The organism is Peribacillus sp. NPDC076916 (genome assembly GCF_050269675.1).
In the GTDB taxonomy this organism is placed as follows: domain Bacteria; phylum Bacillota; class Bacilli; order Bacillales; family DSM-1321; genus Peribacillus; species Peribacillus aracenensis.
The window spans coordinates 1-21,647 of record NZ_JBNNIU010000009.1 but is presented as its reverse complement, the minus strand read 5'-3'; the positions used below and the strand labels follow the sequence as shown (position 1 = coordinate 21,647).

Sequence of the window (21,647 nt, the reverse complement as noted above, 5' to 3'; positions counted from 1 at the left end):
GGCCATTCTTTTAATTTTTTATGAATGAACTACTCAATGTTAATATCTTCAGCCGTTTTTCCGGGGGAAAACTTATGGATGCGAATCACCAAGATCGGATTCGAGAATTCAGCGGTAATTCTTCGAGAGCAAATCGAAAAGGGGAAAGGGATCTTTCTCTGTGTGGGCAGTGTATCTTCTTTTTTTTCAAGAATTGGCTTATCAGTATCGTCAACGATGATCGATAGCTCATTATCACATAGGCAAACTTTTATATCTTTCACATCATGATTTTCCAAAACCGCCTCCACCATATACTCATCGTCACTTTCGTATATATCAATTGAAAAAAGTTGATGATCCAACGCACAAGTTTCCGGATCCAGAAAAAAACTTTTTACCCATTCGTCAAACTTTTCAACCTCATTCATTTGCGATCCATGTTGATTGTCTTGCATGTTGATACCCCCGGTTTTCCTTTGAGGTATTATATGTTGGACCATGAAGAATGGTGATTGAAAAAGTGGTTCAAAAATGTAATAGCAACCAAGGATTTTAGAAAAGTAATCCAAGCAAAGAAACGATGTGTGTGGGTATTAAAGGGAATTAAAAATTAGCAGGAAGTTAATGAAAGTGATGACCAATTCTATATGAGTTGGTCATTTCTTTAGGCTGTTTTCGTATACTTTGTTGTTATTCACCAAGTAGTGCGGGTGGTTGATTTCCCCTCCAGATGCTCGCTTTCCGCGGGGCTAGCGGTGAGCCTCCTCGTCGTGAACGCCTGTTGGGTCTCACCTGTCCCGCTGCTCCCGGCACTTCCGCTCCAATCAACCTTAAATAGTTTCGTTTTAAAAACGACAATCCTTACGAAAAGAGCTTTTCTTTATGATCGATCATGTCCTCTATTAAACTCATACCCTTTCTACTGCTGTCAAAATGATCAATCTTAATCATTGTTCAAACAGATATAAATAACATATCAAATGTAAATTTTAAATAATTTACCAAAAATAATTGCAATTCTGAAAATTTAGTAGTATATTATGTTATATAAACGGAGGGTAATAAAACATAATACAAAATTCAGAGGAGTGTTGAAGAATGAGTACAGCAGTCGAAACAAAGCAGACGCTTACAATTCAAAAAAACAAAGAAACTGGGGTAGCGGAGGTACATCTTCATATTAATAAGACTAATGCCTATACACTTGATTTTTACAAAGAATTAAATGCTGCGATTGATGATATTCGTTTTGATCCAGATATGAAAGTGGCTGTATTAATGAGTGATATGCCTAAGTTTTTCTCGGTCGGAGCGGACATTAACTTCCTTAAAGCTGCTGATCCAGTTTTTAAAACACAATTCTGCTTATTCTGTAATGAAACTCTTGATAAAATTGCTCGTTCACCGCAAATCTGGATTGCATGCCTCGAAGGTCACACGGTAGGCGGGGGACTGGAAATGGCTATGGGTTGTGATCTTCGCTTTATGGGTGATCATGCAGGGAAAATCGGTTTACCGGAAGTTAACCTTGGGGTCCTTGCAGGTACTGGGGGGACACAACGTATGGCTAGATTAGTTGGTCACTCCAAGGCAATCGACCTGAATATCACAGGGGAGTCCATCTCACCTCAGGAAGCTAAGGAAATACGATTAGTAGATCGGGTTTTCCCACAAGATGAAATACGTGAAAAAACATTGGAATATGCCAAAAAAGTCGCAAATAAGGCTAGTTACGCAGTAACTAATATAAAACTATCGATAATGAACGGTAAAGAAATGCCTTTAAACGCAGCGATTCGTTATGAAGGGGAAATACAGAATCTTTTATTCCGCTCTGAAGATGCTAAAGAAGGTTTAGCTTCCTTCCTTGAAAAGCGTGAACCCCAGTGGAAAGGTAAATGAGTGATTTGTCCTTTTAAAAATAAAAAAAGCAATATCGGTTCCTGCCGATATTGCTTTTTTACTACGAATGCTATTGGGAGGATGGTGTATCTATAATGGAAGAAACTCATTTGAAAAGGCGCGTGAACGAAACGAAATTTCAAATTCAATGGGGTGATACAGACCGAGCAGGAATTGTCTATTATCCGAATTATTATAAATGGTTTGATTTAGCGGGTCATAATTTTTTTCGTTCCATAGATATGAGCCCTAAATATTTAGAAGAAGAGAAGAGGATCATCATTCCATTACTCGAAGCTAAGTGTACTTTTGAAAAACCGCTGTATTATGACGATGAAGTGACAGTATACACTCATGTGAATGAGGTGAAAACAAAGACCATTCGTTTTCATCATGAGGTTTATTGTGGTGATAATAGGACTGGGCATGGTTATGAAATTCGCGCTTGGACTTCCATCGGGGATGATGGGTTCAAGGCTGTACCAATTCCAGAAAGTATAAAAAGAATATTAAAAGTCCTTTAGTGGGATATGAAGGGATGTATAACTCCAACAAGTTTGAAAATTGAGCCAATTTAGATTACATTAAGAAGAAAAGGCTTTATGAGAACAGGAGAATCAACATGAAACCAAGGTCATTATTGTATACTCTTTTTGGTGATTTCGTCCAATTCTACGGCGGGGAAGTATGGGTTGGGACACTTATTAAAATGATGGGGCATTTTGGTGTTTCTGAATCCTCTGTGCGTGGGGCTATTCTCCGTCTTGTCCAACAGGATTTAATTACTGGGCGAAAAATAGGCAATAAAAGCTATTATTCATTAACTCAAAAAGGGAAACGCAATATGGATGATGGTGTCAAACGTGTTTATACGATCCGGAATAATCATTGGGATGGTTTGTGGAGAGTTGTTACTTACTCCATCCCTGAGGAAAAGCGAGTGCTGAGGAATCAAGTGCGTAAGGAATTGAGCTGGACAGGTTTCGGGCTATTGTCCAATAGTATTTGGGTCAGTCCCAATCCTTTGGAAAAACAAGTTCTGACCTTGATGGATACATATGATTTAAAGGACTACCTGATTATTTTCAGTTCTAGTCAAGTCATCACCCACTCAAATGAAGAGATTTTACGTGCTTGTTGGAATTTAAATGAAATAAACAAGAACTATTTAACTTTCATACAGCAATATGAAACGAAGCTTCAGGACATGCAGCAGGCTGTATGGGAAGATAGCATTTCAAATGAAGAATGTTTTTATGAACGAACCCGTCTTGTTCATGAATATAGGAAGTTCCTTTTCATGGACCCTGGTTTCCCGCTAGATTTATTACCAGAAGACTGGCATGGAATCAAGGCTAGGGAGCTATTTTGGAATATTCATCAGCTCACCTCGGTCAAAGCAGTGAAATATTTTGAATCAATCATGGAATATCCTCCCGATAAAGCAGGATTTGTAAATCGTGAGAAAGCCATTAACCCTTTTTCAGAAATCTATCATGATTAAGAAGGGGGTTATGCAGTAAAAAATCCATGTTACAGAAAAAGGTTTGGAAGGGCTGGATGGCCTTGATTATGGGAAATATATAATAAGGGGAATGCTGCTGATTTACAACAGGCATTGCTATTGGATCAAAAGCGTATGAGTGTACAGTCGTAACAGGAGATAGAAAGGAAGCGTTGCTTGCCTTTCAACACAATTGGAAACCAGTTTTAGGGAGTGATGATCATTACTGAGCCATCTGGGAACTATCAACAAATAACGGATTATTTGATTCGCATAGGCATACCTGTTCCATTCCCCATGAAGCATGTTTATTGTTATTTATTTCGAATGAAAGAAGAAATCGTACTGGTGGATGTTGGGTTTCCAACAGAAATCGCCAAGAAGTATTGGGAAGAAGTCCTTGAAGAGTTGTGCATTAAACCAACAGATATATCAAAGATTATCCTGACCCATTTTCACCCTGATCATACTGGTTTAATCAGCTGGATGCAGCAAAAAACCGGTGCTCGCGTTTATATGAGTGATGCGGAAGCCCAGATGATTAAAACTGTCTTTGGAGGGAATACAAAACAGGCTGAAGCAATATACGAATTATTTGGTAAACATTCCGTACCTGAGCCTTTGTTGACTAAAGTGAGAGAAAACGTATTGTTTTTCTCGAATAAAGTGAGTCCACTTCCTGAGATTGAAAGTTTTCAAGAAACCTATATAGATAGTCCTGGAGGAAGATGGAGCGCCAAAACATATGGCGGTCATGCGGAGGGACATCTATGTTTTTATCAAGAGACCCAAAAAATCATGTTAATAGGCGATGTAGTATTGAATAAGATCACTCCGAATATTAGTCTTTGGCCAAATTCCGATCAAAACCCTCTAAAAAGTTACTTTTCTACTTTGCATCAACTTGTTGATCAGGATGTGAGCATTGCATATCCTGCACATGGAACACCAATAGTGAACCTTGCCCAGCGGGCTAAGGAAATCATTGAACATCATCATGAACGTATAGCGACCATTTTAACCATTCTGGAATCAAAAAAAGACGCGTATAAGATTACGGAAAAGCTTTTTCAACATAAGAAGCTCACTGATCATCAATGGCGATTCGCCATTGCGGAAACGTTAGCACATCTGGAATATTTAGTTGCAGAAAACAGAATACAAAAAATTTCAAATGGCGGAATGTTTCGCTACGAATTATAACAAATAAAGCGAGTTGCACTTTTGTGCATCTCGTTTTATTTGTTTTCTGAAAAATCTGATAAAGTGTTGACTAACCAGATAAAGTAAATTATTATATTACTTATATAAGACGATGGTTTAAAAAACATAATATGATAGGAGAGAGACAGATGACAGGGTTTACAAATGATTTGATGGGCAAGATCCAAGCTGGGTTTGTGGTCGAGAGACTGGAAGATATGGATGAAAACTATAAAAAGGCATTGAAACAAACTTTGATGATAGTTGCGGATACAGAACTATTAAGTGTTCCGCCACTTCTGACTGTTTATAAAGATGCCCCCAATTTAAACTACAAAATCACGGCACTAGCTGTGATGCAGGATGAAATCGGCCATGCGCATATTGCGTACAGATTATTAAAGGATTTGGGAGAAAACGTACAATTCATGTTATATGAGCGATCGCCAAATAGATGGAAGAATCCATATGCTTTTGATTTTAAATTAGATAACTGGGTTGAACTGGGAGTATTCAACGGATTATTTGATCGAGCCGGCTACACCTTATTGGGAGATGCGCACCAACATACTTCATACGGACCTTGGAAACGGGCATTGGTCAAGGTTGATAAGGAGGAACTATTCCATTTAAGAAACGGGGAAATCATAATGAAGGCAGCCATGAAAGATCCTGAAACGGCTAAGCAGGTTCAAGACGCGATTGATTGGATGTTCATCATGTCCCTTGAATTCTTCGGGGTAGCAGATAACTTGAAAAGCAGGTCAGCCCAGCTGGATTATAAATTGAAAGGAAAGACTAATGATGAATTGAGGCAGAAATGGATGTCCACGGCCGTTCCTTTCTGTGAATCCCTCGGACTTAAACTACCTGCTCATTATAATGAAGGGACTGGAAGGTATGAATTGAAAGTTCCTTTTCCATGTAAATTCGATGTGGAAAACAAGCGGTGGAAATATGATGAACCCGATACGTGGGATAATGTCATCAACCGTTTTAAGCAGCGTGGTCCACAAAATCAGGAGTTCGTTAACCGGATTCAAAAAGGATATCAGCTACTTGAGGCATATCGAAAAGAGGCGATTTAGATGGGTGGAACGTTATATAAGGATCCGGTATTAATCCATGCGTTACAAGAAGTTTCTGATCCTGAATTTCCTATAAGCATCGTGGATATGGGCTTGATTTATGGGGTAGAAAAGCAAGGGAATACAGCGTATGTAACGATGACATATACTTCAACGGGATGCGGGTGCATGCAGTGGATCGAAAGTGATATTAAAAAAAGGCTTCTTCAAGAAGAAAGTGTTCATGCAGTGGAAATAGAGGTGGTTTGGAGTCCAGCTTGGACGGTCGACCAAATGAGTGAAGCAGGCAGGCAGATATTAAAGTCCTGGGGGGTCAGTTCAAAATGAGTGATAATAAGGTACAAAACTTTGAATATGATGTGTTTTCAAGAATCAATCGTGGTGATGACTTAATGCATATTGGAACAGTTGAAGCAGATAATGATGAGTTGGCACGTGTTTATGCCCGTTATGTTTACGATGAAGAAAAATGGGTGGAAATGTTTATAGTCAAACGGGAAAACATGATTTGCATAAGAGAAGCAGAACCATTTTTTAAGAAAAGGGTGATTTAATATGGTGAATTCAACAAATGGCAACACTGAATTGATTACCTTGATAGAGACGATTGCTGATAATAAATTCATTTTAGGAGATCGTCTTGTTGAGGTCGGTGTCAGTGGTCCAGACTTAGAAGGGACCCTTGCCGCTATTGCAATGGCCCAATCGGAGCTAGGTCATGCCCGCCTTCTCTATAATTGGGGAACGAATTTGCAGAGCGGAAAAGGCAGCAAAAAGGAAGTGAAGGAACAAACGGGTAAAGCGTTTGACAGCATCGTTCAAATCGGGGAGTGGATACCACTGATTGCAGGCCTCTATTCTATGAATACGGCATTCAATACATTGATAACCGCTTTGACCAGTCACCAAAAAGAAAGTGAAATCGAACTGCAATTCAATAAATTGGCAAGAGAACAGGTAGAGCATATTCTGTACTCGAAAAACTGGGCACTCAAGTTACTGAATGATGGAGGCTCAATTCCTGCCCGTTTCGGGAGAGCATTTAAACTTTGTGAACAAGAAGTAATTACTTGGTTGAAACAAGTGGAAAACAATAGTGTGCTAATTGAAAACGAGATCCTTCCTGTAAATAGTAATTTAGTAAACTCCTATAAGGAAGCTTTAATTCCGCGTTTAAGGGACGAGGAGATAATAAATGCCCGTTGAAAAGGAAAATCCGGCATGTCCATTTTGTGATGGCAAAAATGTTGAATTATATTCATCCTTCGGTACTGCACAGCTCGTTAGGCAATACTATTGCCTAAACTGTAAAACGGTTTTTGAAAGTATACGATGGAAAGGTTCTATCTCCACTGATCGACCTCATGAGCCAACTGATCTGAATGGGTAGTCACTACTTGTTAAAAGCCTTACCAGTGCAATATGCATCTGTGAATGTTTAAAATATTGGGGGAGATATCAGAAGATAAGTTTCATAGCCTGATGAAATTGCTTTACCCTTGATTGGAGGTTTGACTGATTTGAAAGCGGTTACTGAATGAAAAAGAGCATTGTCGGGAAGGGGATTTGCTCAAATTAGTTCGTATAGCGTTTCCGAGTGAATGGCCTTTTTCCACAAAGGGGATTTTGAAAATGGAAGGATAGGGAGTTTATCCGGCTTGTATGGCAGCCGTCCTTCTTTATGGAATAAAGGAGACGGTGGAGTGACGTGTCTAAAACCAGTAGCTTTTTGAGGAGGGGAAATGTGTGATAAAAACCGAATGTAAAATTAGAGGATTGGGTGCGATGTACAATGCTTCCTATAATTTCTTCCAAAAAAACATTGAGGCAGGCAGAGGGGATAAAACCGCTATTTATTATGAAAATCAATCTTATACCTATCAAGAAATCAATACCCTAGGTAATCAATTTGGTGCGGCATTAAAGGAACTGGGCATGGAGATGGAGCAGCGCGTCCTGCTTTTATTACATGATTCTCCGGAATTCATCATCAGTTTCTTCGGTGCAATAAAGGTTGGGGCAATCCCGATTCCAACCAATACGCTTTTGCCCATAAAGGATTATGAGTATCTTTTGAATAATAGCCGTTCCAAAGTGTTGGTTACTACTTGTGAACAATGGGAGAAATTAAAGCTTGTTAAAAATAGATTGCTTTTCTTGAGGCATGTCATCTTGGTTGATGGGATTGATCTGAACCTGAAGGAAGAAAACGAACATTCTTTCCAGACTCTTACTCACAGACAAAATAAAGAACTGCCGCCATGTTTTAGCAACATTAATGACCAAGCGTTCTGGCTCTATACATCAGGAAGCACAGGTGAGCCAAAAGGGGTTATACACCTTCAAACCGATATGGAAGAAGCTTTTAAAAATTACGCCAGGAACATTTTGCAAATCACCGAAAATGACATTACTTTTTCGGCTTCGAAGCTTTTTTTTGCTTATGGTTTGGGAAACGCGATGTATTTTCCTTTTGGAGCCGGGGCCGCCACTGTTTTAATGCCGGACCGACCGACTGCAGAAAAGGTGTTCGAGACGATAGAGAAGTATCGTCCAACGATTTTTTTTGGTGTCCCGACTCTGTATGGATCGATGCTCAATTACCTTGAGAAGACGAAGGAAACGTACGATCTTTCTTCAGTTAGACTTTGCTTATCAGCAGGAGAGGCACTGCCGGCTTCTTATATCGAACAATGGAAGAGAGTTTTCGGATTGGATATTATAGACGGAATTGGTTCGACCGAATCACTTCATATATACCTTTCCAATCAAGTAGATGATATCCGGCAAGGAAGCACAGGAAAAATCGTTCCCGGTTATGAAGCTAAAATAGTGGATGAACAAGGTCATGAAGCTCAGGTGAATGAAGTGGGAGACCTTTTAATTAAGGGAGAAAGCATTGCAGCCTCTTATTGGAATCTTAATGAAGAAAACAAAAAGAAGTTTATTGGTAATTGGCTGGTGACAGGGGATAAATACTTCAAGGATGAAGATGGCTTTTATTGGTACGCGGGCCGCAATGATGACATGATGAAGGTAAATGGAATTTGGGTATCGCCAATAGAAATAGAAAACGCACTCTTATCACATCCCGATATACTGGAAACGGCTGTTGTTGCAGTAAAGGATGAAAATGGTTTAGTAAAGCCAAAAGCCTTTATCGTATTAAAAGCAAATGCGGAATCAGGTGAAGGAGTAAAAGCGGAATTAAAGGGATTTGTCAAAAAAGTGTTAGCACCATATAAATATCCCCGTGACATTGAATTCGTGAACGAGTTACCAAAGACTTCGACAGGAAAGATACAAAGATTTAAATTAAGAGAGTCAGAGGTCAAATCACAATCGTAAACAAGAAGGAGGATTCAATCTCCTTGAATGCGGACTCAAAATGAATGTCTACAGTAAAGGGGATTCATCCAGCATCAAGGTTCAATTGTCATTTGAATGATGGGAGGCGAGAAAAGTGAATCCAAGAGCATACCGGCATGAATTGATCGAAGTGGCACAAGGAAAACGACCCGCTGATATTTTCATTAAAGGCGGAACGGTTATTAATGTATATTCTGGTGAATTTCTTCAGCATAATATTGCGTTGTATAAAGATTGCATCGCATATGTAGGGGAAAATGAAGTGAAGATAGATGAAAACACCAAAGTAATAAACGCAAATGGTATGTATGTATCTCCAGGATTCATCGAAACTCATGCACATCCGTGGGTTATATACAACCCTATAAGTATCACCGCAAAAGTATTGCCACTGGGGACTACGACTACAGTGAATGATAATCTATTTTTTTATTTGCACTTAGGTCACTTGGGCTTTAAAAAGCTTCTAGGCGAGTTGAGGAAACTGCCAGGAAACTTTTTTTGGTTAATAAGATTAGTTTCACAGGCTGGATATCCAGGTGAAAGGGACTGGTTCAACAAAGAGGATATAATGGACCTTCTTTCGATTGAAGAAGTACTTGGAACGGCAGAAGTGACTCGTTGGCCTTTACTATACAAAGGGGATCCGGTTTTACTCGATATTATAGATGCGGCTAAAAAAATGGGGAAAGTGGCAGATGGGCATAATGCGGGGTGCTCTTTTGAAAAATTAAATTCGATTGCAGCTTCGGGTATAAGTGCCTGTCATGAAGCGATAACGGCGGAAGAGGCCCTGGATCGTTTACGGTTGGGTTTATGGACAGTCCTAAGAAACAGTTCGCTTCGTCCGGACTTGTCAAAAATAATCAAGCTGATTACAGAGGGACAGGTAAGTACGGGCAGGATTTTGATGACTACGGATGGTCCGCATCCATCATTTATTGAAAAAGAAGGATTCGTAGATGGACTTGTAAGGCAGGCTGTGGAACATGGAGTCCCGGTTATGGAAGCTATTCAGATGGTCACCATCAATGCGGCTACATACCTTAAACAGGACGATTATATTGGCGGATTGGCTCCTGGTAAAAAAGCGGATATATTATTGTTGCCAGATTTGGAGCAGTTTCGTCCCGACTTAGTGATCTCAAACGGGAGAATTGTTGCAGAAAATGGAGAATTGACGATCCAGATGCCAGATTTGGATTGGGATAAGCATTTACCTGAAAATACATTTTCCTTTTCAAGAGAAATTCTGGAAAATCTTGATTTGTATCTATATCCACACACCTCTTCTAATGATTCAGTCCCTGTTATTCATTTTGTCAGTAATGTAATAACCGAACGAAAAAATTTGTTTCTCCCAGCCAAGAATGGGTATGTCGATCTTTCGGCCCAAGAGGGTCTAATGTATGCAGCTCTAATCGATAGAAAGGGGGAGTGGGTGACAAAAGGTATTTTAGAAAGGTTTGCGTTGAATTTAGACGGGATGGCCTCGACCTTTAATACAACGACAGACTTGCTCACCATCGGAAGAAATCCAGAGGCGATGGCAAAAGCAGCTTCCAGAGTTCATGAACTGGGAGGAGGAATCGTAATTGTCGATGGCAATGAAATAATACTTGAAATTCCATTACAGCTTACCGGAATGATGACTTCTGATCCTTCATTTGATAAGGCAGTTGAATTTAATGACAAATTATTGAAGGTGCTCCAAGAGAGAGGCTTTCCTTTTCACGACATTTTGTATACTTTATTATTCTTAACTTGCGACTTTCTTCCTGGGCTGCGTTTAAATCCCTTTGGGTTATATGATGTGAAATCCGATAGAATCTTATTTCCTTCCACATCCATGGCGAGCTTTTTAAACAAAATGAACGCGTAGTTTTGGCTCGAGGGCTGCCGTATCACCACAGGATCTGGGGAAACGGTAGCCTGATTTTTGTTAATGGGGCTCATCAAAAAATCCCTGGGAACTGCAAAACTGCAAATCGGTCCTGAATTTTTCGAGTGTTTTTATACTTTATTAACGAGACTAAAAAGTGACTGATTGTATATATGATCTTTACTGGATGGTCTGAACGATTGAACCACTTATGGATGATTATTGGATACAGAGGTGGCCCAATCAGTCCATGAATGCGCAAAAGCTAAAAATCCAGGAATGGAACTTGATCAAAAGATTTTCTATATCATTCACTAGTAAGCCACTTTTCAATACATGTTGCAATAGCCCATCCGTTGCTGGATGGGCTATTCAAATTTATAAAACCAATGGATAAAATCAAAATGACGATTTGTGAGTAGGTATAATCTATAATATGGTGAAAAACTAGTTTCATAATCGCTAGAATACCAATTAGAGTTTTTTAAAAAAATTCAAAAATGAATTATTGGCATTTCGATGAATCCTCTCTAGAAAGGCAATATAACTGAATAAAATTCATTTATGAATTGACGGGTCTTACTACTAAGCGATTTTACACAAAAATGGGACTTGGCATGCAAGTTGCATAATCATAATAATAATAATAAGTATAAATCTAACATGCACGATATGAAATTCGTTTATGTGCGGAGGGATAACTGGTGCGAAAAACAATAAATAAACCATGGGAGCAATGGTATGTTGAAAGAATGAAATCTATGGAGCTGCCGGAAATATCGGTCTATTCACTGCTTGATATAACAGCAAGGAAGTTTCCGCATCATACAGCCATCATTTATGAAGACCATTCAATAAATTATAAGGATCTAAAAATGCAAGTAGACAAACTTGCGGGGAAATGGAGAGAAATGGGCTTTGTCAAAGGGAAATGCATTGGTCTGATGATGGCCAACCACCCAAATTTCATAATCAGTTATTACGCTGCACAGGCACTGGGTCTGATAGTTGTACAGATTAATCCCCTGTATAAACCGCGGGAACTTTTGCAAATTTTAATAGACTCGGATACCAAGAATATTGTATTTGACCAAACGGCCGCAAATACAATCCAAGAAACGAAAGAGATATATGAATTTGATGTTTGCATCGATACGGAAAATGATCAAAATAGCTCCTGTTCCCTTCAAACGATGATTCAAACCGGAGATGCCATTAAGAAGCCCGAAATGATAAGCCCGTATGAAGATACAGCAGTCATCCAATATACTGGCGGCACGACTGGGAAGATGAAGGGTGTCATGCTTACCCACCATAATTTAACCTCCAATGTCGTGCAGAGTTTTGAAATGTATGGGGATTCCCTGAAACGCGGTGAAGAAATCGTTTTGGCAGCTACGCCTCTTTACCATGTTTATGCCATGACAAGTGCGATGAATCTAGGTATCTATATTGGGGCTGCCATCCTTTTATTTCCTAAATTCGAACTTCAAGATGTACTTGCAAAAATAAAAAAGTACCGTCCGACATTCTTTCCAGGAGTTCCAAAGATGTATAATGCCTTCGTCAATCATCCTGGAATTGAAAACTATGGACTGAATTGTTTAAAAAGTTGTTCTTGTGGATCGGCACCACTGCCGGTTGAAGTAATCAAGCGATTTGAGGAGCTGACCGGTGCCAAAATCGGAGAGGGTTTCGGTTTGTCGGAAGCTTCTCCTTCCACTCATCGCAATCCGCCATTCGGAAAAAGGAAAATAGGAAGCATTGGCATCCCTTTTCCAGGGACGGACTGTATGATCATTGACGATGAAAACAATGAAGTGCCTAACTCATGCGTCGGGGAGTTGCTTATTAAAGGACCGCAAATCATGAAGGGTTATTGGAATAACGAAGCCGAAACCAAAAAGGCCTTACAGAATGACTGGCTATATACTGGCGATCTTGCGGTCATGGATGATGAAGGATATTTCTATATAGTCGGCAGGAAAAAAGAAATGATCATCGTCGGCGGATTCAATATTTATCCGCAGGAGGTAGAAGGTGTTCTATATGAACATCCGGCAATAAAAGAGGCAGCTGTGGTGGGCATCCCCCATAAAGAAAAAGGAGAAATTGTGAAAGCATTCATCGTACCTAAAGAAAGCGCTTCCGTGGATCTTGAAGAAATAGAAGGATATTGTTATTCCCAATTGACTCCTTATAAAGTACCAAAAGTATTTGAATTGAGAAAAGAACTTCCGCGGAATACAGTGGGTAAACTATTAAAAAGATTGTTAGTTAAAGAAGAATTGGAAAAGGATTGAAAGAGGGGGATGTGGTTTCATTTATGAGGCTTAAGTTTGATGGTAGATCAGTATGTGAACAAAAATGAAGCAGAGGAGGGAATTATATGCGTTGGGTTGTTCTCATTCTATTATTCTTTGGGGCCGTCATCAATTTTGCAGATAAATCGATCGTGGGTCTCGCAGCTGTTCCCATCATGAAGGAATTCGATCTTACCTATGCGGAGTGGGGCCTTGTTGGAAGCAGTTATTATTGGCTCTACCCAGTAACAGGGATTTTTGGGGCAGCATGGGCTGATCGGCTGGGGGCTAAAAAAGTGCTTGGGTTCATCATGCTGACATGGACTGTTTTGCAATTCGGCGTTTTAGCCATTACCGCTCTTCCATTATTGATTCTATACAGGATTTTACTGGGCGCATTTGAAGGGCCTTATAGCCCAATCGCTTACTCTCATGCCGATAAGTGGTTTCCGCCGAAATTGAAAGGCTTTGCCAATTCGGTAGTGGTTGGCGGAGGAACCGTTGGTGCGATGATCGTGGCACCGATCCTCGTTTCTTTAATTACGATATTCGGCTGGAAAGCTGCCTTTGCCGCCCTTGGTGGAGCAAGCCTTGTTTGGTTCTTCCTCTTTCAATTTTTAACAAAGGAAAATCCAGTTGAAGTATATGAAAACGTACAAAAGAAAAAGAAAGTGAAACTAGAAAAAATTAAATTGAAAGACTTTTTGTTGCTACTCGCATCACCTACTGCTTTGTTTACTACACTTGCATATTTTTCCACGTATATTTTAGTTGTTTGGTTTTCTGTTTGGCTCCCGATTTATTTAGTGGAAGCCGTAAAAATGACTCCAGGTCAAATGGGAACCAGCGTTGCGATAATCGGAGTCGTTTCCGTATGTATTTATATGGGGGTTTCGATGATGTCTGATCATTTATTCAAGAAGAATCAGAATTGGCGGTCATCGAGGGTATTTATCGTCGCGGGCGCCATGATTCTTGGTGCATTGTTCTTTTCCTCAATCATGGTATTTCAAAATCCAATCTGGGTAATAGTCGCCATGTGTTTAGCAAAGGGCCTTACATATGCAATTTTACCGATTGGACCAACGATCATGATCAATGAAATGCAAGAGCGTGGGGGATTGATGACAAGCATCTTAACATCATCAGGAAATATAGCAGGCATTATTGCACCTCTATTAACTGGCTATATTATAAGTTTAGCAGGAGGCAATGAATTATTGGGATATAACTTATCGATATTGTTCATGGCCATCCTTGTCCTGGCTTTTGGCATCCTGTTTGCGATATTCGTTAAACCAGCCAAATTAAAAGGGAAGCATAAAAATAAAAGTTCGGAAAACTTTGACCTTAAGTCCTCATAGGCAAGGTCGAACCTGCTTACATTCAATGAAACTAGTGAAATGAAGGAATGCCTTCAAATGGGTGTGAAAAAAGGAAAAGGAGCGGATGGGAAAATGAATAGAGATGCCGTCATAGTTTCTGCAGTTCGAACAGCCATTGGTAAACAGGGAGGTGCACTTGCATCGGTGCCCGCCCACGCATTTGGAGCAGAAGTGATGAAAGAAGCCATAAAACGAGCGAATGTTGAACCTCGAATGATAGATGATGTAATCATGGGGAATGTGTTAAGCGGGGGTGGAAACATTGCCAGGTTAACGGCGCTGGAAACAGGCCTCTCGCTTCATCTTCCGGGACTGACTGTCGACCGTCAATGCGGCTCGGGAATAAATGCTGTCAACTTGGCTGCACAAGCGATCCGTGCAGGCGAAGGTGATATCTATATCGCCGGTGGGGTCGAGAGCATGAGCAGGGCGCCATACTTGATGGATCGTCCGGAAAAAGCATACAGTGCAAAGCCACCGCAGTTCAGAAAATCCCGGTTGTCCCCAAAAGTGATTGGCGATCCCCCGATGGGAATCACGGCTGAAAACTTAGCTGAAAAATATGAGGTCAGCAGGGAAGAACAAGATGAATTCGCACTACAAAGCCAAAAAAAGATGGCCAAAGCCGTGGAAGAGGGCCGTTTCAATGAGCAAATTGCGCCTATTCACATTCCCGTCAGAAAAGGCGATGATATTGAATTTAAATTGGATGAACATCCACGTCCGCAAATAACGAAAGAAGGGCTAGCCCAATTATCACCTGCTTTTTTAGAAGGAGGTTCCGTGACTGCAGGCAATAGTTCGGGATTGAATGATGCAGCATCGGCCCTAGTCATAATGTCGAGGGAAAAAGCGGTGGAATTGGGGATTAAGCCTTTAGCGACGATAAGGGCACAGGCCGTTGCAGGGGTAGATCCAAATTATATGGGGATAGGACCTGTTCCCGCTATAAGAAAGGTAATGAAGAAATCAGGTCTTTCTTTAAATGAAATGGACATCATTGAAATTAATGAAGCCTTCGCCGCTCAAGTCATTGCTTGTAATAGGGAGCTTGATATGAATCCCGCAAGAGTGAATGTGAACGGGGGAGCCATTGCACATGGACATCCACTAGGTGCTACGGGTGCCATCCTCATTACGAAAGCGGTTTATGAATTGAAGCGTTCTGCTGGAAGGTTTGCTCTTATTACAGCTTGCATTGGAGGCGGGCAGGGAATTGCCACGATAATTGAACGTGAAGCCTGATTTTGTAAGAATGAGGACTCCAATTTACCAGAATACAATGAATTCCATTGAATGATTAGATGATAACAACCCTATATGCCTTATGAAGAAAACTTAAAAATGGCTACTCATGAACAGAACTAAGGAGGAATAAACTGATGACAATCACTTTAACCAAGGAAATGCAGCAAATGAAGGAAATGATCCGTAATTTTGTTGAAAGGGAAGTCGAGCCCTACGCCATACAAATTGAAGAAGAAGATGCCATCCCGGAGCATTTGGTGGAAAAAGCAAAAGACCTTGGCTTATTCGGGATAAGCATTCCAGAACAATACGGTGGAATTGGCTTGAATGCTGTTGGAAAGGCTACCGTATTAGAGCAGTTAGGAAGGACCCATAATGGATTCGTTTCATTAATAAGCGCCCATACCGGGATAGGCAGTACAGGTCTGGTTAAGCTTGCATCCGAACATTTGAAAAATAAATATTTGCCTGAAATGGCAGCAGGCACGAAAATTGGCGCCTTTGCTTTATCTGAACCAGGAGCGGGATCTGATGCAACCAATTTGGCAACAACTGCAGAAAAGAAGGGTGATTACTGGGTGATGAATGGGACGAAACATTTCATCACGAATGGGCCGATAGCTGATGTTTATACCGTATTTGCTTTAACGGATAAAGATAAAGGAGCAAAGGGAGGGATTACAGCATTTTTAGTAGAAAGAGATTTTCCCGGTTTAATTGTCGGCAAAAAGGACAAAAAAATGGGGTTAAGGGGATCATATACATCACAGGTCATTTTCGAGGATTGTATCATACCTGAAGAAAATGTTATTGGCGAAGTTGGAATGGGATATATCTCTGCCCTGAAAATTTTAGGTGAAGGGCGTGTAGGTTTGGCTGCAAGATCAGTGGGATCAAGTGGTAAATTGATTGAATTATCAGCCAAATATGCAAAAGAGCGCATTCAATTCGGCAAACCAATTGCGGACAACCAAGCGATTCAATGGATGCTTGCTGATATGGCAACCGAAACGGAAGCGGCAAGAGCATTGACGATGATGGCGGCACAAAAGATTGATGAAGGAAAAAAAGTGATCAAGGAAGCATCAATGGCTAAGCTGTTCGCTTCAGACGTTTTTAATCGGGTCGCGGATAAAGCGGTTCAAATTCATGGCGGAATGGGATATATGGCTGAATATCCAGTTGAACGCTTTTATCGGGATGCCCGCATAACGAAGATCTATGAAGGAACGAATGAAATCCAACGTTTAATCATAGCAAGGAATGTCTTGGAAGAGTGTTAATTTCTTACTATTTATTCGGGCAGGCAGTCTTTTGCCTATGAATCTTGAATTTCAAGGGGGACGAACGAAATGGGAGAAGATATCGTAATCGTTAGTGCTGTTCGAACACCGATTGGAAGGTACGGTGGAGCATTTAAAGAGATTAGTTCCGGTCATTTGGCGAGCATAGCCATTAAAGAAGCGATTAAGCGTGCGAATATTGTAGCAGAACAAGTGGATGAAGTCATTTTCGGGGAGGTTAGGCAAACGACCGAATCCTCGAATGTCGCGAGAGTGGCAGCGCTGCGCTCAGGGATTCCCGATTCTGCACCGGCTTTTTCGGTAAACCGGTTATGTGCATCGGGAATGCAGGCCATCACCTCAGCAGCACAGCAGATAAGCTCAGGTCAAGCAAATATAGTCGTTGCCGGCGGTACGGAAAGCATGAGCCGCGCACCGCTTTATTTAAGAAGTGCCCGTTTTGGGGGAGACAGGACCAAGCTAGTGGATTCCAATACTGAAGCTGGACAGCAGCCACAAGAAATTTATGGAAAAAATTTGGGGATGGGAATCACCGCTGAAAATGTCGCAGAACGATACAGCATTTCCAGGGAAGAACAAGATGCCTTTTCAGTGGAAAGTCAACGAAGAGCGGCGCAAGCGATAGAAGAAGGAAAGTTTAAAGATGAGATTGTTCCTGTTCAGGTCTCTGACAGGAAGAGTACGGTTACCGTTGATACGGATGAATATCCACGTCCGGAAACCACAATGGAAAAACTTGCAAGTTTAAAACCGGCCTTCAGGGAAAACGGAACCGTCACTGCGGGGAATGCTTGTGGCCGTAATGACGGGGCTGCTGCATTGGTATTAATGAAAGCGGGTGAAGCGAAACGGTTACAAATACAACCACTCGCAAAGATTGTCGATTGGGCTACCGCGGGAGTTTCGCCTGAAGTCATGGGAATTGGTCCAGTACCAGCCGTCGGAAAACTTATGGAGCGCACCGGGAAAAAGGTTGAGGAAATCGGGCTTTTCGAATTAAATGAAGCGTTCGCTTCACAGGCATTGGCAGTAATCAGGGATTTATCGCTAGATGAAAACAAAGTTAATGTAAATGGCGGAGCGATAGCTCTTGGACACCCAGTCGGATCGACGGGCGCCCGGATCGTGACAACGCTAATATATGAACTGATTCGCAGGAAAGAAAGATATGGTGTTGCTACACTTTGTGTTGGCGGCGGACAGGGAATGGCTATTATGATTGAAACGGTATAGGCCAACGATTAAGGAGTGGAAACCCCATACGTTTCTGCTCCTTTACGTATATAAGTTGAATCGCGCCAAAGTGAGGGGGAGGAAGATTGCCTGTCGAAGTGGAAGATATTCGGAATCAATTTGAAAGTAGTGCATTCTTTGCACATATAGGTTTTGAAATCATTCGGTTTGAAGAGGGGAATGTTACGATAAAGTTGAACATAGAAGAACATTTGCTTAATGTTAATGGAACACTGCACGGGGGCATTCATGCCACCATGCTGGATACCATTCTAGGAATGGTGACTCGTTCCGTTACCAAATCCAAAGTCGTTACGACAAGCTTAACTGTACATTATTTAGCCAGCATATCGAGCGGAGAACTATTTGCGGAAGCAAAAGTCCTTCAAAAAGGATACAAAATTGCCTTTACTGAAGGAGAAATAAAAGATACTGAGGGCAACACAATTGCTAAGGGCACAGGAATTTTTAAAATCATTCGTGATAAATGAGGCAAGGATGATCAAGTTGGCTGACAAATGACGATGCTCCATTTTAATTGAAAAGAATGAGGTGTGAAAAAAATTGACTAGAAATTGGCATGGATTTTATCCGAAAGAAACTCCTGCTGAAATTGACATTCCTGTATTGTCATTATATGGACTACTTGAACGTTCAGCCCGACTTTATCCAACTTGCAAAGCCATAATAGATGGGGATCGGGAAATGACATTTATGGAATTAAAGGATGCCTCCGATCGTTTTGCTGTTAATTTATGCAACCGTGGATTTCAAAAAGAGGATCGTATAGCGATCATGCTGCCAAATTGTCTAGAGTATATCATTGCCTATTATGCCATTCATCGTTTGGGAGGTGTGGTCGTTCAAGTGAACCCACTGTATCAGGCGAGTGAATTGGATTATATATTACGCGATTCCGAAGCCAATTGGTTCATTGGGCGTGAGGAACAACGGGAAAAACTATTGCTAACAAGTTTTTCTGATAGGTTAACGTTCATATTTGCCGAACAATTAATGGAAACTGGAACGGACTTATCAAGGAAAGAAAAGGAACTTCCTCCTCTGGCCATCGATCCCCAGGAAGCTGTGGCTGTACTTCAATATACAGGGGGGACTACAGGGAAATCAAAAGGGGTCATGCTCACGCATTTTAATTTAATCTCGAATGTTTATCAAGACTTTGCCTTTACGGCAAATGCCCTTCAACTCCAAAGGCCTGGGGAACGGATGCTTGGATTGACCCCATTATTCCATGTGTTTGGTAATGGACGATTGAATAGTGCCATATATGCCGGTTCGACTTTTATCACATTAGAGAAATTTGAAATAAACAAGGTGGTGGATTTGATTCGTACACATCGGCCAACCATATTTCCAGGTGTACCGACCATGTATATTGCTTTACTGAATCACCTGGATTTAACGGCGGACGATTTAAGCTGCTTTAAGTACTGCAGCTGTGGTTCAGCCCCGCTCCCGATAGAAATCATTCATCAGTTCGAAAAAAAGTTACGGGTCACGATATTGGAAGGGTTTGGAATGTCGGAAACATCCCCCACTACCCATCGAAATCCAGTCATAGGGCAGAAAAAGCCAGGAAGTATCGGCATTCCATACCCAAATACCGACGCTAAAATCGTCGACCTGAAAACAGGCAATAATGAATTGCCAGCAGGTGAAAGAGGCGAACTGATCATTAAAGGTCCGCAAGTAATGAAGGGATATTGGAAGAATTCAGAGGAAACGGCAACGGCTTTGCGGGATGGATGGCTTTACACGGGGGATATCGCGACGATGGATGAAGAAGGATATTTTTATATCGTAGGCAGGAAGAAAGATATGATCATTGCAAGCGGTTATAATGTCTATCCAATCGAAGTTGAAGATATTATTTATCAGCATCCAGCCGTAAAAGAGACATGTGTATATGGGGTACCGGATTCATACCGTGGGGAAACGGTAAAAGCGGCCATTGTCTTAAAAAAAGGAAAGTCAGTCCCGGAGCAGGAAATCAGGGAGTTTTGCGTGCAACGATTGGCCAGATACAAAGTGCCGCGAAGTTTTGAGTTCAGGGAACAACTGCCAAAATCAGCTGTAGGGAAAATATTGCGCAGAATATTAATGGAGGAAGTAACACAGAGCCCTACTGTCGGGGATAGATGAGCATTTCTTATCGTTAGGGAACTCATATGAAACCCTAAATAAGTGAAACCTTTTTTCGAGGCCCCCCTTATTTAGGGTTTTCCATCTTATCTTTATAAACTATAAAACTACCTTCCTTTTAGGGGAATATCAAATGAAGTCCCCTCCACCAATATTTCATGAGACTCACCATCGGCTATATCATCGGTACTGAATGTAAATGAATCGAGCCTTTCGAAGTTTTCCTCGGGATCAACCAAAAGGCCAATTGTGCCATTTCTTATTTCTCCTGGTTGGTAATCTGATCGGCTTACTTTTTTTGTCCCCATAAAAGTATCCCCGGAATGGATGAAATTTTTAGTAGGCACATCATATGTAAGATCATCATTGAAAGTAACATTTTCCATGCTGAAGAACTGAAGTTCCTTCGAATCTTTATTTTCCACGGAATAAGTTATCTCTAGATAGGAAACCTCTTCATCAATATCCGTTTTAGACAACGCAGCCCGTTGATCGATTTCCTCCATAGATAAATCCTCTTTATAATATATCGAATAAGCCTCTTCAAAACTCAATCCCGTATAGGACTTGAGCTCCTCCTTTGCTTCATCTGAGAGTGAAGACAATTGAATCCTTCGTATATCCTTGATTGTGATGACCATTGGTGCCAATTCAAATGACTCATTAATGGACTTCGTTTCAAGCAATGTGAAGGTTCCCCAATTTTTTTGGCGGACCTTATCGCCGACTTGTTCTAGGTGGATCCCGCCATAATCCTGCACCTCAGGAATTTTGGACTCCTTGGCTTCCGCATTTTTTCCTTTTTCCGTTTTATCGCTCCCGAAATAATTGAAGGCTATTACACTTAATAAAATAAGCAATAATCCAGCAATTGCTGAAATGATCCACCGTTTACGGATACTACATCACTCCTTGTCTTAAACCATTGATGTCATAGACTATAATATACCATTTTTTCGCAAATGGCGGGATTGGGTAAACTGAAGAAATTAAAACATACTAAGATTAGTAGTGCGGACCAAGGCATTGGTCCACACTACTATTTTTTATATAGTAGAAATGAAGAATAGGTCGATCATGC

General features: G+C 40.9%; 20 protein-coding genes. 18 read left to right on the top strand and 2 right to left on the bottom strand.

The annotated features are described in order from the left end of the window. Positions 1-29: 29 nt before the first annotated feature. Complete coding sequence (locus ACQKFG_RS20965) at positions 30-437, bottom strand: Hsp20/alpha crystallin family protein (RefSeq protein ID WP_192204361.1); 408 nt, start codon at positions 435-437, stop codon at positions 30-32. Positions 438-1,080: 643 nt separating this feature from the next. Between ACQKFG_RS20965 and ACQKFG_RS20960 the strand changes: the two genes are divergently transcribed. The 18 genes from ACQKFG_RS20960 (at position 1,081) to ACQKFG_RS20875 (ending at position 20,566) form a co-directional block, all read left to right on the top strand. Further along, entirely contained in the window at positions 1,081-1,884 is an 804-nt protein-coding gene (locus tag ACQKFG_RS20960) for an enoyl-CoA hydratase/isomerase family protein (protein WP_427562425.1), read from the top strand. A gap of 95 nt (positions 1,885-1,979) precedes the next feature. Next, positions 1,980-2,408 (top strand): acyl-CoA thioesterase, encoded by a 429-nt coding sequence (locus tag ACQKFG_RS20955; RefSeq protein ID WP_349729318.1) that lies wholly within the window; start codon positions 1,980-1,982, stop codon positions 2,406-2,408. A 98-nt stretch (positions 2,409-2,506) separates the two neighbouring features. After that, positions 2,507-3,388: a PaaX family transcriptional regulator gene (locus ACQKFG_RS20950; RefSeq protein ID WP_427562421.1), complete on the top strand. Its 882-nt coding sequence runs from the start codon at positions 2,507-2,509 to the stop codon at positions 3,386-3,388. A 216-nt stretch (positions 3,389-3,604) separates the two neighbouring features. Then, on the top strand, positions 3,605-4,591 hold the full coding sequence (locus tag ACQKFG_RS20945; protein ID WP_427562419.1) for an MBL fold metallo-hydrolase: 987 nt from the start codon (positions 3,605-3,607) through the stop codon (positions 4,589-4,591). 149 nt (positions 4,592-4,740) lie between these two features. Then, a complete protein-coding gene (locus tag ACQKFG_RS20940) occupies positions 4,741-5,679 on the top strand; it encodes a Phenylacetic acid catabolic protein (protein WP_427562416.1) in 939 nt (312 codons plus the stop codon). After that, positions 5,680-6,006, top strand: coding sequence for a metal-sulfur cluster assembly factor (locus ACQKFG_RS20935; protein ID WP_369619043.1), 327 nt, complete (start codon positions 5,680-5,682; stop codon positions 6,004-6,006). Beyond that, entirely contained in the window at positions 6,003-6,233 is a 231-nt protein-coding gene (locus tag ACQKFG_RS20930; protein ID WP_076368864.1) for a hypothetical protein, read from the top strand. Before ACQKFG_RS20935 ends, ACQKFG_RS20930 begins: the two co-directional genes overlap by 4 nt. A 1-nt stretch (position 6,234) precedes the next feature. After that, the gene (locus ACQKFG_RS20925; protein ID WP_427562413.1) at positions 6,235-6,885 is read left to right on the top strand and encodes a Phenylacetic acid catabolic protein; all 651 of its coding nucleotides are present in this window, start codon (positions 6,235-6,237) and stop codon (positions 6,883-6,885) included. After that, a complete protein-coding gene (locus ACQKFG_RS20920) occupies positions 6,875-7,069 on the top strand; it encodes a hypothetical protein (RefSeq protein WP_427562410.1) in 195 nt (64 codons plus the stop codon). The genes ACQKFG_RS20925 and ACQKFG_RS20920 overlap by 11 nt, the downstream gene beginning before the upstream one ends. Before the next feature lie 395 nt (positions 7,070-7,464). Beyond that, positions 7,465-9,027 (top strand): benzoate-CoA ligase family protein, encoded by a 1,563-nt coding sequence (locus ACQKFG_RS20915; protein ID WP_427562716.1) that lies wholly within the window; start codon positions 7,465-7,467, stop codon positions 9,025-9,027. Between the two features lie 115 nt (positions 9,028-9,142). Continuing rightward, positions 9,143-10,930 (top strand): adenine deaminase C-terminal domain-containing protein, encoded by a 1,788-nt coding sequence (locus ACQKFG_RS20910; protein ID WP_427562407.1) that lies wholly within the window; start codon positions 9,143-9,145, stop codon positions 10,928-10,930. Positions 10,931-11,634: 704 nt separating this feature from the next. Next, the gene (locus ACQKFG_RS20905) at positions 11,635-13,233 is read left to right on the top strand and encodes a long-chain-fatty-acid--CoA ligase (protein WP_427562403.1); all 1,599 of its coding nucleotides are present in this window, start codon (positions 11,635-11,637) and stop codon (positions 13,231-13,233) included. A gap of 86 nt (positions 13,234-13,319) precedes the next feature. Next, on the top strand, positions 13,320-14,597 hold the full coding sequence (locus tag ACQKFG_RS20900; RefSeq protein WP_427562400.1) for an MFS transporter: 1,278 nt from the start codon (positions 13,320-13,322) through the stop codon (positions 14,595-14,597). Positions 14,598-14,690: 93 nt separating this feature from the next. After that, on the top strand, positions 14,691-15,863 hold the full coding sequence (locus tag ACQKFG_RS20895) for a thiolase family protein (protein ID WP_427562713.1): 1,173 nt from the start codon (positions 14,691-14,693) through the stop codon (positions 15,861-15,863). 137 nt (positions 15,864-16,000) lie between these two features. After that, positions 16,001-17,149, top strand: a complete 1,149-nt coding sequence (locus ACQKFG_RS20890) for an acyl-CoA dehydrogenase family protein (protein ID WP_192204370.1) — start codon at positions 16,001-16,003, stop codon at positions 17,147-17,149. A 69-nt stretch (positions 17,150-17,218) separates the two neighbouring features. Beyond that, positions 17,219-18,403 carry a thiolase family protein gene (locus tag ACQKFG_RS20885; RefSeq protein WP_427562396.1) on the top strand — a complete coding sequence of 395 codons (1,185 nt, stop codon included), beginning with the start codon at positions 17,219-17,221 and terminating at the stop codon, positions 18,401-18,403. Positions 18,404-18,489: 86 nt separating this feature from the next. Further along, the gene (locus ACQKFG_RS20880) at positions 18,490-18,894 is read left to right on the top strand and encodes a PaaI family thioesterase (RefSeq protein ID WP_192204372.1); all 405 of its coding nucleotides are present in this window, start codon (positions 18,490-18,492) and stop codon (positions 18,892-18,894) included. Positions 18,895-18,967: 73 nt separating this feature from the next. Further along, the gene (locus ACQKFG_RS20875) at positions 18,968-20,566 is read left to right on the top strand and encodes a long-chain-fatty-acid--CoA ligase (RefSeq protein WP_427562392.1); all 1,599 of its coding nucleotides are present in this window, start codon (positions 18,968-18,970) and stop codon (positions 20,564-20,566) included. 107 nt (positions 20,567-20,673) lie between these two features. Here the strand turns inward: ACQKFG_RS20875 and ACQKFG_RS20870 are convergent, their stop codons facing one another. After that, a complete protein-coding gene (locus tag ACQKFG_RS20870) occupies positions 20,674-21,426 on the bottom strand; it encodes a hypothetical protein (protein ID WP_427562389.1) in 753 nt (250 codons plus the stop codon). Between the last annotated feature and the right edge of the window lie 221 nt (positions 21,427-21,647).